Here is a 16465-nt window from a genome sequence, read left to right on the forward strand (position 1 = left end):
CCGGGGATCCTGTTCGCTACCTTGCAGCCAGGGAAGGAACAGGAACACCATGCCACTCAGCTTCCATCTTGAATCGGAGGGGGTCCCCGCACCCTCTCACCCCGGGGTCCGGCTCTACGTGGACGGCACGAGCCACGGCATCCGCGAAGACCGGGACATCGAACTCAGCCACTGGAATCCCAGCACCACGCCGGAGATCTACCAGGCCGACAGCTCCACGGAGATCGCCCTCAATTTCCTCGTGTTCGGCCGGCTGCCGGCGGAGGGACTGGTGATCAACAACCACCTGGACGTGGACGGCATCCTCTCGGCCTTCGCCCTGCTGGAGCCCGCGACAGCTCTGGCGCATCGCGAGCAGCTGGTGGCCGCGGCGGAAACGGGGGATTTCTGGGCCTGGGCGGATGACGGGGCGCTGGGCCTCTACGAGTCGCTGGTGGAGATCCTCGCGGCCGGCCGCGCCGCCGGCCGGGACGAGCTGCAGTTGCACCACGACTGTTTCCAGGCGCTGCCCGGCCTGCTCAAACAGGACTTGTCCACCCGCGTGCCCGTCGCCCTGGGCGAGACCGTGCAGCGGCTAAAGGCGGGTCGCCTGCGTCGCCAGCTGCACCACCAACGCTTCGTGGCCTTCGAGATTCCTGCCGCCCTGCACGAGGGCCGGCTGACGGACGCCCTGCGCGTGAACGAGTTCAACGCCTCCCTGGACGACGGCAGCCTGCTGCACTCCGTGGCGCGCAATCGGCTGGACCGCGAGCGCGTGCAACTGGTCTCCGTGGAGGGCGCGGGCGGTTGGTATCACGACCTCTGCTATCCGGGCCACATGTGGGCGCTGACGGTGAACCGCTGGCGCGCGCCGGGCTTCTGGGAAGGCGAGACCAGCAACACCTGGTACTACCGCTTCGCCCCGCTGGAGGAGGCGCTGGCCCGCCTGCAGGCCCGGGAGGGTGGCGGCGGCCGCTGGCAGAGCGCCGAGGAGCTGACGCCCTTCGCCAGCGTGCTGGGACGCGCCTTTCCCGTGGTGGCCTGCTGCCTGGGCGAGGACGACACGCCGGCGGTCTCCAGCCTGACGCCGGACGAGGTGGCGCGCGAGCTGCGCGCGGCCTTCACCTGGGACCTGACCGGCAGCCGGGGATGATCCACGCCGTCGAGGCCACGCTCTGCTACGTGGAGCGCGCGGGCCAGGTGCTGATGCTGCGCCGCGACAAGCGCCCGGACGATTACCACTACGGTCGCTGCAACGGCTTGGGCGGCAAGCTCGAGCCCGGCGAATCCCCGCTGGACTGCGCCCGGCGGGAGATCCTGGAGGAGTGCGGCCTGGTGGTGGGTCGCCTGCGCTTCGCCGGGCACATCACCTTTCCCCGCTTCGACGGAGTCCGCGACTGGTCGGTCTTTCTCTTCCACGGAACGGAGGTGGCGGAGGGCGAGCCGGTGGATCCGCCGGAAGGCCACCTGCTCTGGGTGCCGCGCGCGGGGCTGCTGGAGCTGCCGCTCTGGGAGGGCGACCGCCACTTCCTGCCCTGGGTGCTGGCCGGCCGCCGCTTCCTGGCGCGCTTCGACTACGAGGCCGGCGTCTATCAGGGTCACGAGGTCTGCTTCCTCGACGACTAGACTCCTGGCCCGCTCCCTCTTACCACAGAGGCACAGAGACACAGAGTGTTGATTGGACTCGCCGGGGTTGGGTTGTCGTTGTCCGAGAATCCACTTGCGCACGAAGGCACGAAGGCACGAAGGCCCGAAGAGGGTTTGTGTAACGTGAGGTGAAGGCCGGAGAGGGAAGCTTCACCACAGAGGCACAGAGGCACAGAGAGCTTGTTGGACTCGGCTTGGGTCGGGTGCTGGACGTTCGAGAATCCACTTGCGCACGAAGGCACGAAGGCTCGAAGTGGGTTGTGTCATGTGAGGTGAAGGCCTTCAGGCCTGAACCAGAAAATGGGTGAAGCGCGCAGCGCGAACCAACTACACGGAGTCAGGAAGTCCACAGCTCGGCCGTCTGTTCGACGCCGGCCGTGAGGCCGGCTAGTTACGGCCGGTGAAAAGAGCGCGTCTTTGGCGCCACCTTTCTGCGCGCAAGCAGAAAGGTGGCAAACACGGGCTCCAGGAGAGCGTCGGGATGACGGAGAGAGGAGAGCCCCGCGTGCAACGCGTGATCATCGGTGTGATGGGCGGCAGCCGTTCCACGCCCGCCATTGACGCCCTGGCCGAAGAGCTGGGCGCCGCCATCGCGCGGGAGGGCTGGGTCCTGCTCACCGGCGGGCGGCCTCTTGGCGTGATGGAGGCGGCCTCGCGCGGCGCCGACCAGGCCGGCGGGTTGGTGCTGGGACTGCTTCCCGGGCTGGACCCCGCCGGCGCCTCGGCCCACGTGCACGTGGCCCTGCCCACCGGGCTGGGCATGGCGCGCAACCTGCTCAACGTGCTGGCGGCCCGGGTGGTGGTGGCCCTGCCGGGCGCGGCGGGCACGCTCTCGGAGATCAGCCTGGCGCTTTGCCACCAGCGCCCCGTCCTGCTGCTGGGCTGGGAGCGCCAACCGCTGGACGGCTTCACCCTGCCGCTCTTCCCGGACGTGGCGAGCCTGCTGCCGGCCTTGCGGGAGTTGGCGGGGCGCGCCCTGACGGCTGAGATGGTCTGTCCGCTGGTCTGATTCGACCCACATCGACAGGAGGTTCCGTGAACCGCATCGTGCGCATCGCCAACGGCCAGGGCTTCTGGGGCGACTCCATCGACGCTCCCGTGCACCTAGTGGAGCGCGGCGGGATCGACTTCCTCACCCTGGACTATCTGGCTGAGGTGACCCTGTCCATCATGCAGCGCCAGCGGCTGAAGAACCCCGAGTCCGGCTACGCGCGGGACTTCGTGGAACTGGCGGCTCGCATCCTGCCCCGCTGCCTGGAGCGCGACATTCGCGTGGTGACCAACGCCGGCGGCGTGAATCCGCGGGCCTGCCGCGAGGCGCTGGGCCGGGTGGCGGCCAAGCTGGGCAAGCGCGTGCGCATCGGCGTGGTGGAGGGCGACGACATCCTCGGCCGCGTGGCCGAGCTGGAGGCCGCGGGCGCCAATTTCCGCAATCTCGAGACCGGCGAGTCCTTCGGCGCCGTGCGCGACCGGATCAGCTCGGCCAACGTCTACATCGACTCCTTCTGCCTGGCGGAGGCGCTGGACCAGGGCGCGCAGATCGTGCTGGCCGGCCGCGTCTCCGACCCCGGCCTGGCGCTGGGCCCGCTGGTGCACGCCTTCGGCTGGGGCCGCGCGGACTGGGACCTGCTGGCCGCCGGCACGCTGGCCGGCCACGTCACCGAGTGCGGCGCTCAGTGCACGGGCGGCAACCACAGCCGCTGGTGGGAGGTGCCCGATCTGGCCGGGATCGGCTACCCCGTGGTGGAGGCCGGCCCGGACGGCTCCTTCGTGGTAACCAAGCAGCCCGGCAGCGGCGGCATGGTGACGCGCGAGACCGTGGGCGAGCAGATCCTCTACGAGATGGGCGACCCGCACAACTACATCAGCCCGGACGTGCGCGTGGACTTCACCTCCTTCCAGCTCGAGGAGGAGGCCCGCGACCGCGTGCGGATCAGCGGCGTGCGGGGCCTGCCCGCCACGGACACCTACAAGGTCTCGTTCTCGTATCACGCGGGCTGGAAGGCCCACGGCCAGCTCACCGTCAGCGGGCCGCGCGCGCGGCTGAAAGCGGCCCGGGTGGCGGAGATCATCTGGGAGCGGCTGCGCCAGGCGGGCTGCCGCTTCGAACACACCGAGACCGAATTCCTCGGCCTGGATTCCTGCCACCCCGGCATCCGGCCCGCTCCCGCCCAGCTGAACGAAGTGGTGCTGCGGCTGGGCGTGCGCGACCCCGACGCGGGAATGGTGGAGCGCTTCGGCAAGGAGCTGGCGCCGGTGATCACCAACGGCCCCCCGGGGATCACGGGTTTCGCCGGCGGGCGGCCCAAGCCCCAGGAGATCATCGCCTACTGGCCGGCGCTGGTGCCCAAGCAGCTGATCCGGACCAGCGTGAACGTCGAAGAAGCGGGAGCCTGAGATGCAGATCCGACTGGAGCAGATCGCCTGGGCCCGCAGCGGCGACAAGGGCCCGAACAGCAACGTGGGCGTGCTCTTCCGCCACGAGGCCCTCTACCGCTGGGCCCTGGAGATCCTGAGCGTGGAGCGCGTGGGCGCGCACCTGGCGCGCATCGCCCGGGGCGGGGTAATCCGCTACGAGCTGGACAACCTCCGGGCGCTCAACTTCATCCTGAAGGACAGCCTGGGCGGCGGGGGCAGCGAGTCCCTGCTCAACGACGCCCAGGGCAAGACCCACGGCCAGGCCCTGCTGCAACTGGAACTGGAGCTGCCCGAGGCGCTGGCCCACCTGGTGGACACCCTGCCCGCGGAGGACCTGTAGCGGTCCACCTCGCCGCGCGCTGAACGGAGTGCCGCGCCGTGCTGAAAGCCCCGCCTGAGATCGCCCCGCTGGAGCGCCCGGTGCGCGAGAGCATGCGCCCGCCGGGGCTCCTGCTGCCCCGCCACCTGAGCTGCGGCCAGGCGCTGGACCTGATCCGCGAGCGCGCCCCGGCCGACGCCATCTACTACTTCTACGTCATCGACGAGCACGAGGCCCTCTGCGGCGTGCTGCCCGTGCGCAGCCTGCTGACTTCGCCGCTGGAGCGGCCGCTGGAGGAGATCCTCGTCGCCCGCGTGATCAGCGTGCCCGACACGGCGCGCGTGCTCGACGCCTGCGAGCTCTTCGCCATGCACAAGCTGCTGGCCCTGCCGGTGGTGGACAGCGCCCGACGCGTCCAGGGCCTGCTGGACGTCAACCTGTTCACCGAGGGCGTGTTCGACGTGGCCGAGCGCGAGCGGATGGACGAGGTCTTCGAGGCCATCGGCGTGCGCGTCTCCCAGGTGCAGGGCCAGTCGCCCGTCCTGGCCTTCCGCTACCGCTTCCCCTGGCTGCTGCCCACCCTGGCCAGCGGACTGGCCTGCGCCGTCCTCACGGGCTGGTTCGGTAGCACGCTGGAGCGCTCGCTGGCCCTGGCCTTCTTCCTGACCCTGGTGCTCGGACTGGGGGAGAGCGTGGCGATCCAGACCATGACCCTGACCGTCCAGACCCTGCGCCACCGGCGGCCCACGCTGCGCTGGTACTTGCGCGAATGGTTGCGGGAGGCCATCTCGGCCGGGCTGCTGGGCCTGGCCTGCGGCGCGCTGGTGGGGCCGCTCACGCTGCTCTGGCAGGCGCCGCCCGCGGTGGCCCTGAGCGTGGCGCTGGCCATCGCCCTGGCCGTCACCCTAGCGGGCCTGCACGGCCTGAGCGTGCCCGCGCTGCTGCACGCGCTGCGCCTGGATCCGCGCATCGCCGCCGGCCCCCTGACCCTGGCCCTGACCGACCTGAGCACGCTGCTGCTCTTCTTCAGCACGGCCCGCCTGCTGATCGGCTGAACGAAAAGGGCCGGCGTGCGCCGGCCCTTTCCCAAGGCTGCTATTCGTCCACGCGTGGTTGTTTCACCAGCGGCGGCGCGGCGCGCCGGCCCGCCCGGGCGTCCAGCTGCGGGATGCCCGCCGGATCCGCGGCCCGCAGCGCGCCCTGCCACGACTTCACCTGATAGTAGCGCTGGACGCCGGACAGGGCGCCCGTGTCCGTCCAGGCGGTGCCCGGCACGCTGGCCAGGAAGCCGTAGCCCGTGTAGGGCTGATCGCTGCCGTAGACGTGATACGCGTCGGCTCCCGAGGGCGTCCAGGCCAGCTGCGCGTCGCCGCCCGCCGCCGTGATCTGCAGGGTCACGGGGGCCGGGTTGGAGAGCGTGCCCGTGAGACAGACGTCGTCCACGTACCAGTACCAGTCGTAGAGGTCGGAGTACTCGAAGGCGATCCGCACCTGGGGCTGTCCGGCGGCCCAGGCGCTGATGTCCAGCGTGTTGGGGCCCTCGATGATCTCCTCGCCCGCGCTGCCGTCGGAGGCCCACTCGCCCAGCAGGTAGGGCCAGGTCAGGCCGCCGTCCACGGAGCCGCGCACCTGGGCCAGGGTCCAGGCGCCCGAGTAGCCCATCCGCAGGTAGTGCCAGAAATCCAACTGGAGGCTGGACTGCTGGCTGCAGTCGAAGACCGGGCTGAGCAGGCTGGCGTGGTCCACCTGGGTGGTGCTGCTGTATTGGATGTAGGCCGTCTGGCCCTGGCCTTCGTAGGTGGAGAGGCCCCACGTGCTGCCCGCGGGTTCGTGGAGGAGGACGCTGAAGTCGTCCAGCCCGGCGCTGAAGTCCTGGCAGTACTGCAGGCCCACCGGGGCCAGGATCTGGAAGTCCCAGATCGGGCTGACGCTGGGGTTGGCCAGCGGCGAGGCGTCCACGGCCGTGATGCGGTACTCCACGAGCGAGGGCGTGCTGAGCGGGCCGGGAATCGCCCCGTGCCAGTTGGGCGCCACCGTCAGGTTCATCGGCAGCAAGTTCCAGCCGCCGCCGTTGACGCGGTACTCCAGGGTCGCGGAGGCCACGCCGGAGGCGTCGCTGATCTGCGCGTCCACGGGCCAGGGACCCAGGTCGTCCCCCGTGTCGGGCAGGCTGGTGTGGCTGATCAGCGGGCCGCTCTGGTCCGTGCCGCCCGTCACCACCACCTGCAGCAGGTTGGACCAACCGCTCAAGTCGTCCTGGGCGTCCCGGGCGCGCACCTTGTAGAACCAGGTGCCGGTGGAGTGGTCGCTGAAGGAATAGCTGGTGGCGGGGTGGGCGGCCGCCAGCGTGGTCTCGGAGGTGAAGCTCACTACCGGGCTGAAGTCGTCGACGTAGATGCCCTCATTGAGCACGCCGCCGTCGGTCTCGTAGCGCAGGCGCACCTGGATGGACTGGCCCACCCAGGCCGTCAGCGGGAAGGTGGCCAGCACGAAGCCGCTGGACGCGCCCGTGATCCCGTTGCCGTCGTTGAGGCCGTAGGGATTGGTGGTGGTGGTGCCGGTGCCCGCCAGGCCGGTCCAGCTGGTGCCGTTGGGGGAGACCTCCACGTAGGCGTAGTCGTAGTTCAGCTCGATGTTGTACCACATGCGCAGGCTGATCTGCATGCCGGCCGTGACCGAGATGGGCTGGTTCAGCAGGCTGACGGCGTTGCGGTTGTTGCCCGTGCCGCCGAAGAAGCTGGAGGGCGCGCTGAAGGAGCGGGCGCTGCTCAGCGCGAAGGCGGCCGTGCCGCCGGTCCAGTTGGCCGTGTTGGCGAAGGCGTCGCTGCCCTGGCTCAGGCCGCTCAATTCGCGCAGCTCATAGGTGACGGCGGGATTGTTGGGGTCGGGCGCGGCGGTGGTCCAGTTCAGCGTGAAGGCCGGGTTGGTCTCCGCCGGGCCGCTGAGGGCGGGCGCGGCGGGCGCTCCCAGGGTCCAGGGGTTGCCCGCGATTTCGGCGAACAACAGGTTGGGCTCGAGGTTCTCCGCCACCAGGGCCGGAATGCGCGACTCCGCGGGCCAGAAGCCGTCGCCGCTGGTGCCCACCTCGGTGGTGATGGACATGACCCGGGCGTGCTCGCCCGTGGCTCCGTGGCCCCAGTCCACCGCGTCGCCGTTGGTGTTGTAGAGCAGCTCCCAGGCCGTGCCGCAGGCGTAGCCGTTGTCCGCGCTCAGCAGGTCCGTCATGGCCACGTAGCCCGTGTGCCAGGGCTCTTCGCACTGGATGCTCGCGTAGCCGTAGGGATAGATCATCAGGTTGCTGTAACTGTGATACGACTGCATCGCGGAGATGGAGTGCGCGTTGACGAAGGTGCGCAGCGCCTGGGTCTCCAGCTCGCTGTTGGCGGAGGGCCCGCGGTAGGTGTCGCTGGAGGGCGTGGGGCTGGACCCCACGTTGTCGTAGCCCCACTGGTAGCCGAAGTTGCGGTTCAGGTCCACGCCGTAGCTGCCGTCGCCGTTGTTGCGCCGGTTCTTGCGCCACATGCCGCCGCCGGCGGGATTGGTGGCCTCGTTGTAGAGTACGCCGTCCGGGTTGATGAAGGGGATGAACCACAGCTCGCGGCCGTCCACGATCTCGGTCACCCGGCTGTCCGTGCCGTAGTTGTCCGTCAGGTGATGCAGGAAGTGGAGCAGCACCTCGATGGTGATGGCCTCCCGGGCGTGGATGTAGGCGCCGAACAGCACCTCAGGTTCGGCTTCGTCCACGCCGGGGTTGTCGGAGAGTTTGAAGGCCCAGATGGTGTTGCCGCCCAGCGTGGTGCCGATGCTGAAGGGCGCGCCCACGATCTCAGGGAAATCCGCGTGCAGCTGCTGGATCTCCGCCATGCCCTCGCTGTAGGTGTGGTAGGCGCCGTAGTTGCGGTCCGCGCCGAAGCGCGCGGCGTAGAATTCCTCCAGGTCCGCCACCAGCAGCTGGGGCGCCAGGCCGGCCCGGCTCAGGGCTGCCAGGTCGGCGTCGTCCACGGGCAGCTCCACCCCCGCCTCCGTGAACACCGTGCCGCAGGGGTCCAGCCCGTCCAGCGCCGACCGCAGGCGGACCAGATCCTGCTTGTCCTGCAGGGGAACGAACACCTGGTGCCAAGCGGCCTGCGCGGACTGCAGGGCCAGCAGCAGGACTGCCAGTCGGATCACAATGGACATGATGACTCCCAAGCTGTGTGAATCCGGCCGCGCGGTTCCAGTCATGCTGAGTGCGAGAAGGGGTGGGCGCCGGACGCCGGAGCTTAGGAGTTGAAGCTGGGAAAAGCGAGCGCAAGCTGGCGCGCGGACAGGGTTGACCGCCGGGCGGGGATCAGTCCTTGAGGGGCTGCATGTCCTTGATGCGCTGCTTCAGTTCCCGGGCCCGCTGGTCCCGGGGATGCTCGCGCAGGTGTTTCTTGATCCACGCCGTGGCCTGCTTGCGATCGCCCACGAAGTAGTAGGCCAGGGCCAGCGTGCGGGCCACGCCTTGGTCCATGGACTTCTGCTTGTCCAGCTGGAGCAGGCGCTGGCCGGTCTGGATCATGCCCGGGGCGAAGCCGGCGGACAGGTACTCGGCGTGCAGGCGGTAGAGCGCGCGCTCCTCGGTGCCGGGCATCAGCATGGCGCGCTTGTAGCACTCCAGCTGCTCGTTGTAGCAGCCGGCCATGTCGAAGGAATTGAGCCGGGCGTGCAGATCGGCCAGCAGCAGGATGTCCTCGCCGGTCATGCCGCGGCGGGGAGCCGCCTTGATGGCCCAGTCGCGCCAGTCCACGGCGGGTCCCGCCTGGATGGCCTGCTTGAGGCTGTCGTTGGCCTCGCGCTGCTGCAGGTTGAAGAAGGCCTCGAAGGTGCGGATGCCCAGGTCCAGGCTGTCGCGCAGGGCCTGGATGCGCTGTTCCTGGTGCGCCAGGGAGTCGGCGGCGGATTGGGCGCGGGCCGGGACGCTGCCGAGCAGCAGGAGAAGCAGGGCGAGGCGGGGCAGGGAAGGGCTCAAGCGAGGTACTCCGAATAGTCCGGGCGCTCGATGATCCGGTTGTGTTCGTCCAGTACGATCACTTCGGGCAGGGGCCGGTCCTGGGCGTCCACCCAGGCGAAGCTCATGATCACCAACTGGTCTCCCACCTGGCAGAGCCGGGCCACGCCGCCGTTGGGGGAGACTTCACGCGTGCCGCGCTCCGCCGGGATCAGGTAGGTCTCGAAGCGCTGGCCGTTGGTGAGGTTGCCCACCAGCACCTTCTCGAAGGGGACCAGGCCGCAGGCCTCGTAGATCTCCGGATCCACGGCCAGACTGCCGTTGTAATCCAGATGCGTGGCCGTCACCCGGGCCTTGTGGATTTTCGATTTGAGAACCTGCAGGGTCATCGTTTGTCCTGTTCCACCATGACGTTCCCCAGTGCCCGGCGCGAGTGCGGGTCGCGCGGAGGGCCGACGAGTATAGCATTGGACGGGGGGAGAGTCATCCGTCCAGTGCCGGGCCGGGAGGGCGGGTCCGGGGGCCGCCCGGGGGGCACCGCCGCCCTGCCCGGGCCGCGGGGCGCCTTGTCCAGCGGGGGCGACGCCCCGCGCCGGGAACCCGGGGCCGCCGCGCTCCGGCTTGGCCCTTCGGAGGTGGAATCCTATTATCCCGCCGTCATCGACCGGAAAGGGTGTCGTGAATCCACGCTTCGCTGAACTGCTCATCCTCCTGCTGCGGCGCTTCATGGAACAGGAGCCCGGCACAGATCTCCGTCCGGAGGTGCTGGCCGAGGATCTGACGGCCATGGGCTTCCAGGCGGAGGAAGTCTCCCAGGCGCTGGGCTGGCTGCTGGAGAAGCTGGAGATGCCGTCGGAGAGCCTGACGGGCGACGTGGTGCACGCCACCAGCCGCCGCATCCTGCACCAGGCGGAGGCCCATTACCTCACTCCGGAGGCGCGTTCCTTCCTGGCGGAGCTGCAGAACCACAGCCTGCTGGATCCCGGCGAGACGGAGACGGTCATCGAACGGGCGATCTGGATGCACCGCACCAGCGTGCCCCTGGACGACCTGCGTTCATTCGTGGACCACTACATGCTGGGTCAGGCGCGCCTGGACCCCGGTCAACAAAACCGGGTGGTGCTGCCTTTCCACGCCAGCCGACACTAGTCGACCCCGCACCCGGCGACGTGCCCGTCCCGGCGGGGTCCTCCCGTCCTCTAAGCCCGCAGGCGTGGACGGCCCAAGCCAGAGATGTTCAACACCATGGCCCATACCCTCGTCATCGTCGAATCTCCCACCAAGAGCAAGACCATCGGCCGCTATCTGGACGGCTACAAACCCGACCACTACCGGGTGACCAGCAGCGTCGGGCACATCATCGACCTGCCGGAGCGCGAGCTGGGCGTGGACATCGAGAACGGCTTCACGCCCACCTACGAGCCGGCCGCCCGCAAGGGCAAGGTGATCGCCGAGCTGCGCAAACTGGCCAAGGAGGCCGGCGAGGTGTTGCTGGCCACGGACCAGGACCGCGAGGGTGAGGCCATCGCCTGGCACATCGCCAACGTGCTCAAGGGCTACGCCAAGAAGGGCGTGCCCGTGCACCGCATCCGCTTCAACGAGATCACCAAGCAGGCCATCGTGGCCGCCGTGCAGCACCCGGAGGCCGTGGACCAGAACCGCGTGGACGCCCAGCAGGCGCGCCGGGTGATGGACCGGCTGGTGGGCTACCAGGTCAGTCCCATCCTGTGGAAGACCGTCAGCCGCGGACTGTCCGCCGGGCGGGTGCAGAGCGTGGCCGTGCGCCTGATCTGCGAGCGCGAGGAGGAGATCAACGCCTTCACGCCGCAGGAGTACTGGTCCTTCACCGGGCAGTTCGGCAGCGCCCAGGGCGAGTCCTTCGAGGCCGAGCTGCAGCGGATCTTCGCCGACGCCGCCACGGCCGGGCGCGAAGCGGGCAATCCCAAGGGCGGCGAGAAGCCCGAGGTGCGCTCGGCGGCGGAGGCCGCCTCCCTTAAGAAGGAAATGGAAGCCGCGGACTGGGTGGTCCAGACCATCGGCGAGAAGCAGGTGAGCCGCAAGGCGCCCCCGCCCTTCATCACCTCCACCCTGCAGCAGGACGCCGCCCGCCGGCTGGGCTTCAGCCCCAAGAAGACCATGATGGTGGCCCAGCAGCTCTACGAGGGCATCGAGCTGGAGAACGGCGAGCGCGCCGGTCTGATCACCTACATGCGAACCGACAGCATGCGTCTGTCCGACAGCGCCGTGCAGGAGGCCCGCCAGCTGCTGACCGGGCGCTACGGACCGCACTGCGTGCCCGACAAGCCCGTCGTGCACCGGGGCAAGGGCAAGGCCCAGGACGCCCACGAGGCCATCCGGCCCACCAGCCTGGCCTGGGCGCCCGAGCAGCTCTCGCACAGCCTGAACCGCGACCAGCTGCGGCTCTACGCCCTGATCTGGAACCGCTTCCTGGCCTGCCAGATGGTGCCCGCGCTCTTCAACCAGCGCTCCATCGACCTGCTGGGCGGGCGCTTCCTCTTCCGGGCCACGGGCAGCGTGCTGGCCCGCAAGGGCTACCTGGAGGTCTACGAGGACATCTCCGAGGTCGAGGCGCCCGAGGACGGCGACGGACCCAAGCCGGCGGCCAAGAGTCGCGCCGTGGCCAAGGCCGGCGCCCCGGCCATCCGCAACAAGACCATTCCCCTGCACATCGCCCAGGGCGAGGCGGCCACGCTGGCCGAGCTGGCGACCGAGCAGCACTTCACCAAGCCGCCCGCCCGCTTCAGCCAGGAGAGCCTGATCAAGGCGCTGGAGGAGCTGGGCATCGGCCGGCCTTCCACGTATGCGTCCATCGTGGACATGATCCTCAAGCGCAAGTACGTGGAGCTGAAGGAGCGGCGCTTCTTCCCCTCGCCCTTGGGCGTGACGGTGAACCACATTCTGGTCAATCACTTCACCCAGATTTTCAGCGTGGACTTCACCGCCCGGATGGAGGAGGAGCTGGACCTGGTGGAATCGGGCCGGGACTGGCGCAGCGTGGTCCAGGACTTCTACGGACCTTTTTCCGCGGCCCTGAGCGCGGCGGACTCGGCCCGGGCGGAGATCCGCGCCGCCACCCGCGAGGAGGTGGGCGAGGCCTGTCCGGAGTGCGCCCAGCCGCTGATCTACAAGCATGGCCGCAACGGGCGCTTCATCGCCTGCACGGGTTTCCCGGACTGCCGCTACACGCGCAATCCGGGCAGCGACACGCCCCATCCCACGGAGACCGACGAGGTCTGCGCCACCTGCGGCGCGCCCATGAGCGTCAAGCACTCGCGCTACGGACCCTTCCTGGGCTGCAGCCGCTATCCGGAGTGCAAGCAGACCAAGCCCTTTGACCTGGGGGCGGCCTGCCCGCGCAAGGATTGCGACGGCAAACTGAGCGAGCGCCGCAGCAAGCGCGGCAAGACCTTCTTCGGCTGCACGCGCTACCCGGCCTGCGACTACGCCACCTGGGACCGCCCGGAAAAAGTGGCCTGCCCCAGCTGCGGCTTCTCGTGGATGGGCCGCAAGACCGGCCGGGACCGCGACACGGATCTGCACTGCCCGCGCTGCGGCTTCAGCCAGGACGGCGAGCTGCTGAAGCAGGGCGAGGGCCAGGAGAGCGACGCCTCCTGATCCGGCCCAGGCGCGGGCCAACCGCGCTGGCCGGGCGTTTCGGCTGGAATTGTCGGCCTGGACCTTCAAGCCCGGGGCCGCGCCAGCCGATCTTGACAGCAGGCCGCCCCGGTCGGGCGGCCCATTCCCAGCAGCGGCCGCGTGGGTCGGCCGGTGCGGAAAGGCGCCAGGCATGAGTGCACGGGACAGGCGAGTCCAGCCGGTGACAGTCCCCCCTGGAACCCGGGAAGCCGCCTCCCTGCAAGCCTTTCTGGATCACCTGGGCCACGAGCGCCGCCTCTCCCCCGCCACCCTGCTGGCCTACGGCCGCGATCTGCGGGGCTACCTGGACTCCCTGGTGGAGGGCGCCGATCCCTTCGATCCCAATGAACTGCGCGACTACCTCAGCCTGCGCCTGCGCCAGGGCCTGAGCCGGCGCAGCGTCGCGCGCTGCCAGGCCGCGCTGCGCTCCTGGTGCCGCTGGCTGCAGTCCCGCGGCCGCCTGGAGGACAATCCCGCCGCCGGCCTGCCCGCCGTCAAGCAGGAGAAGCGCCTGCCCGAGGTGCTGAGCGAGCGCGAGGTGCGCGAGGCCATCGAGGGGATTCCCACCGCCACCTTCGCCGACTGCCGCGACCGGCTGATCCTCGAACTGCTCTACGCCGGCGGCCTGCGCCTGTCCGAGCTGACGGCGCTCAACCTGCGCGACCTGCAGGGCGAACTGGTGCTGCTGTTCGGCAAGGGTGCCAAGGAGCGGCTGATTCCCGTGGGCCGGCAGGCCCGGCTCGTGCTCGAGCAGTGGCGGCCCCTGCGGCGCGAGCTGCTGCTGGAGGCCGGGCGGCCGGAGGAGCCCGCGCTGCTGGTCAACCGTCGGGGCGGCCGCCTGAGCGGGCGCAGCGTGGAGAGCCTGGTGCGCGCGCGGCTGGAGCAGGTCTGCTCCCGGCGCACGCTCTCGCCCCACATCCTGCGCCACAGTTTCGCCACGCATCTGCTGGACCGCGGCGCCGACCTGCGCGTGGTGCAGGAGCTGCTGGGCCACGCCTCGCTCTCCACAACCCAGATCTACACGCATGTCAGCGTGAAGCGCATGCAGGAAGTGTACCAGTCGGCCCATCCGCGCGCGGGGCATCCCCCGGCGGGCGGAACCGACCCGAAGGATCCCAAGCTCTCGAAGGAGGTCCCATGAAAACCACCGTCACCTCACGCCATTTCCGGGCCAGTGACACGCTGAAGAGTCATGCGGAGGGGGAAGTCACACGCCTGGACAAGTACTTCGACAGCATCATGGAATGCGACGTGATCCTGTCCTTCGACGTGCACCAGAACAAGACGGCCGAACTGGCCATTCACGTTCCGGGCGAACGTCTGGTGGCGGAGGAGACCAGCGAGGATTTCTACAAGGCCATCGACGCGGCGGTGCTGAAGCTGGAGAAGCAGGTGCAGCGCTTCAAGGACAAGCTGAAGAAGAAGCACTAGCCCCTTGAGCCGTAGACGGACAACGACGCGGGCCGGCCGAACCGGCCCGCTTGTTTCCCGGTCCGCGGCTCCTGACCTTTTGCAGCCGCGCGCGGAGAGTCCGCGTGCCCAGCCAAGGAGAGGCGCCCCATGAGCACCGAGTCGGCGAGCAAGCAACTCAGCGTGCGCCAGTTCTTCGAGGAGGAGCACGAGGAGCTGCGCCTGACCCTGCTGACGGACCCCCAGCAGCTGGATCGGCTGATCCCGCAGAAGAACCTGCACCGGCCGGGCCTGGCGCTGGCCGGCTACCTGGACCTGTTCACCCACGACCGCATCCAGGTGCTGGGCAACACGGAGATCTCCTACCTGCGCTCCTTGAGCGCGGACAAGTGCGGCCAGGCCTTCGAGAAGGTGTTCCAGCACGTCATCCCCTGCCTGGTGATCACCAACAGCAACCCGCCCGTGCCGCCCATGCTGGAACTGGCCGAGCGCGCCGGCGTGCCGGTTTTCCAGTCCGAGATGGGCACCACGGAGTTGTATCACCTGCTCTCGGACTACCTGGACGATTTCTTCGCGCCCACGGAGACCCAGCACGCCACGCTGGTGGACGTCTACGGCACGGGTCTGCTGCTGACGGGCAAGAGCGGCATCGGCAAGAGCGAGGTGGCGCTGGATCTGGTGGAGCGCGGGCATCGCCTGGTGGCCGACGACGCCGTGCAGGTGACGCGCAAGGCCGACCGCATCCTGATGGGCCAGGGCAACGACCTGCTCCAGCACATGATGGAGATCCGCGGGCTGGGCATCCTGGACGTGCGGCAGATCTACGGGATCAGCGCCGTGCGGATGCAGAAGCGCGTGGAGATGGTGGTGGAGCTCTGCCTGTGGGAGGAGCGCGGCAACATCGACCGCACGGGCCTGGAGAAGGAGTCGGCGCAGATCCTGGGCATCGAGCTGCCGCTGGTGCGCCTGCCCATCTTCCCTGGCAAGAACATCACGGTGATCTGCGAGACCCTGGCGCTGAACCACCACCTCAAGGTCTACGGCTACAACAGCGCGGAGGAGCTGAACCGCCGCCTGCTGAAGACCATGGAGGAGCGCCGGCGGCTGCGGGCCTATCTGCGACGGGACCCGGAATGAGCCTGCTGCGCGCGCTGCTGATCACCCACGGCGAGCTGGGCGCGGCCCTGCTGGCCACGGCCGAGGAGATCCTCGGGCCGCGCGAGGGCCTGGCGGCCCTGAGCAACCGCGGTCTCTCCCGGGACGGACTGGTGGCCGAGTTGCGCGCGCGGCTGGCCGAACTGCCGGCGGAGGATGGTCTGCTGCTCTTGGTGGACGCGCCGGGGGCCTCGCCCCACGTGGCCGCGCGCCTGCTGCTGGGCGGCCTGGACAGCGCGGAGCGCGGGCGCGTGCTGGGTCCGCTGACGGGCGTGAACCTGCCCCTGCTGCTGACCTTCTTGAACCGCCGGGCGACCACGCCGGTGGAGGAACTGCTGCCCCTGCTGGTGGAGCGGGGCCGGGCCGGCATCCTGTTGTAACCATGGTGGAGGACCGGACGGCATGACGAAGGCGCCTCACTGGATCGTGCGCGTGGATGACCGGCTGGTGCACGGCCAGGTCTGCGTGGGCTGGTGCGACACCCTGGGCATCCGGCGGCTGGTGCTGGCGGACGACCTGATCGCCGCCTGCGAATTCGAGCGCGAACTCTACGCCTGCTGCCCCGCCGATGAGCAGAGCCTGGAGTTCATGACCCTGGCCCAGCTGGCCGCCGCCCTGGCCGTCCCGCCCGGGGAAACCACCCTGGCCGTGTTGTCGGATCCCGCCGCCGCCGAGACCCTGCTGGAGCTGGGCGCGCCCCTGCCCGAGCTGATCCTGGGCGGCCTGCACCACCAGCCCGGCGCCCGAGAGCTGGCCAACTACCTCTTCCTCACCCCTGACCAGGAAGCCGGCCTGCGCCGGCTGTCTGCCCGCGGCGTGCATCTGATCGGTCAGCCCCTGCCCGACAGCCCGCGACTGGATGTGAACCGGCTGATCTGACGCCCGGGTGCGGGAGTCTTGCTTCAACC

16 protein-coding genes are annotated in these 16465 nt (G+C 69.6%); 13 read left to right on the plus strand and 3 right to left on the minus strand.

Features of this window, described 5'->3' with window-relative positions:
- Positions 1–49 precede the first annotated feature (49 nt).
- From WC326_08825 to WC326_08850, 6 genes are all read left to right on the plus strand, one after another.
- Positions 50–1132 (plus strand): DUF6687 family protein, encoded by a 1083-nt coding sequence (locus WC326_08825; protein MFA7331163.1) that lies wholly within the window; start codon positions 50–52, stop codon positions 1130–1132.
- Positions 1129–1605 (plus strand): 8-oxo-dGTP diphosphatase, encoded by a 477-nt coding sequence (locus WC326_08830; GenBank protein MFA7331164.1) that lies wholly within the window; start codon positions 1129–1131, stop codon positions 1603–1605. Before WC326_08825 ends, WC326_08830 begins: the two co-directional genes overlap by 4 nt.
- Before the next feature lie 526 nt (positions 1606–2131).
- The gene (locus WC326_08835) at positions 2132–2635 is read left to right on the plus strand and encodes a DNA-binding protein (protein ID MFA7331165.1); all 504 of its coding nucleotides are present in this window, start codon (positions 2132–2134) and stop codon (positions 2633–2635) included.
- Between the two features lie 26 nt (positions 2636–2661).
- A complete protein-coding gene (locus WC326_08840) occupies positions 2662–4023 on the plus strand; it encodes an acyclic terpene utilization AtuA family protein (GenBank protein ID MFA7331166.1) in 1362 nt (453 codons plus the stop codon).
- 1 nt (position 4024) lies between these two features.
- A complete protein-coding gene (locus WC326_08845) occupies positions 4025–4384 on the plus strand; it encodes a hypothetical protein (GenBank protein ID MFA7331167.1) in 360 nt (119 codons plus the stop codon).
- 38 nt (positions 4385–4422) lie between these two features.
- Positions 4423–5418 carry a magnesium transporter gene (locus WC326_08850; protein ID MFA7331168.1) on the plus strand — a complete coding sequence of 332 codons (996 nt, stop codon included), beginning with the start codon at positions 4423–4425 and terminating at the stop codon, positions 5416–5418.
- Between the two features lie 40 nt (positions 5419–5458).
- Here WC326_08850 and WC326_08855 read toward each other — a convergent pair whose 3' ends face one another.
- From WC326_08855 to WC326_08865, 3 genes are all read right to left on the minus strand, one after another.
- On the minus strand, positions 5459–8542 hold the full coding sequence (locus WC326_08855) for a M14 family zinc carboxypeptidase (GenBank protein ID MFA7331169.1): 3084 nt from the start codon (positions 8540–8542) through the stop codon (positions 5459–5461).
- A gap of 151 nt (positions 8543–8693) precedes the next feature.
- Positions 8694–9356, minus strand: a complete 663-nt coding sequence (locus WC326_08860) for a hypothetical protein (GenBank protein ID MFA7331170.1) — start codon at positions 9354–9356, stop codon at positions 8694–8696.
- On the minus strand, positions 9353–9724 hold the full coding sequence (locus WC326_08865; protein ID MFA7331171.1) for an aspartate 1-decarboxylase: 372 nt from the start codon (positions 9722–9724) through the stop codon (positions 9353–9355). The genes WC326_08860 and WC326_08865 overlap by 4 nt, the downstream gene beginning before the upstream one ends.
- A gap of 289 nt (positions 9725–10013) precedes the next feature.
- Here WC326_08865 and WC326_08870 point away from each other — a divergent pair, with 289 nt between their 5' ends.
- The 7 genes from WC326_08870 (at position 10014) to WC326_08900 (ending at position 16436) form a co-directional block, all read left to right on the plus strand.
- Entirely contained in the window at positions 10014–10484 is a 471-nt protein-coding gene (locus WC326_08870; protein MFA7331172.1) for a DUF494 family protein, read from the plus strand.
- Between the two features lie 96 nt (positions 10485–10580).
- Entirely contained in the window at positions 10581–12971 is a 2391-nt protein-coding gene (gene topA, locus WC326_08875; protein ID MFA7331173.1) for a type I DNA topoisomerase, read from the plus strand.
- 202 nt (positions 12972–13173) lie between these two features.
- Positions 13174–14133, plus strand: a complete 960-nt coding sequence (locus tag WC326_08880; GenBank protein MFA7331174.1) for a tyrosine recombinase XerC — start codon at positions 13174–13176, stop codon at positions 14131–14133.
- Positions 14130–14423, plus strand: a complete 294-nt coding sequence (raiA, locus tag WC326_08885; protein MFA7331175.1) for a ribosome-associated translation inhibitor RaiA — start codon at positions 14130–14132, stop codon at positions 14421–14423. The genes WC326_08880 and raiA overlap by 4 nt, the downstream gene beginning before the upstream one ends.
- Positions 14424–14552: 129 nt before the next feature.
- Positions 14553–15539, plus strand: a complete 987-nt coding sequence (gene hprK / locus WC326_08890; protein ID MFA7331176.1) for an HPr(Ser) kinase/phosphatase — start codon at positions 14553–14555, stop codon at positions 15537–15539.
- Positions 15536–15937, plus strand: a complete 402-nt coding sequence (locus WC326_08895; GenBank protein MFA7331177.1) for a PTS fructose transporter subunit IIA — start codon at positions 15536–15538, stop codon at positions 15935–15937. Before hprK ends, WC326_08895 begins: the two co-directional genes overlap by 4 nt.
- Positions 15938–15959: 22 nt before the next feature.
- On the plus strand, positions 15960–16436 hold the full coding sequence (locus WC326_08900; protein MFA7331178.1) for a PTS sugar transporter subunit IIB: 477 nt from the start codon (positions 15960–15962) through the stop codon (positions 16434–16436).
- Positions 16437–16465: the final 29 nt, after the last annotated feature.

The organism is Candidatus Delongbacteria bacterium (assembly GCA_041675285.1).
Taxonomy (GTDB): Bacteria; CAIWAD01; CAIWAD01; order CAIWAD01; family CAIWAD01; genus CAIWAD01.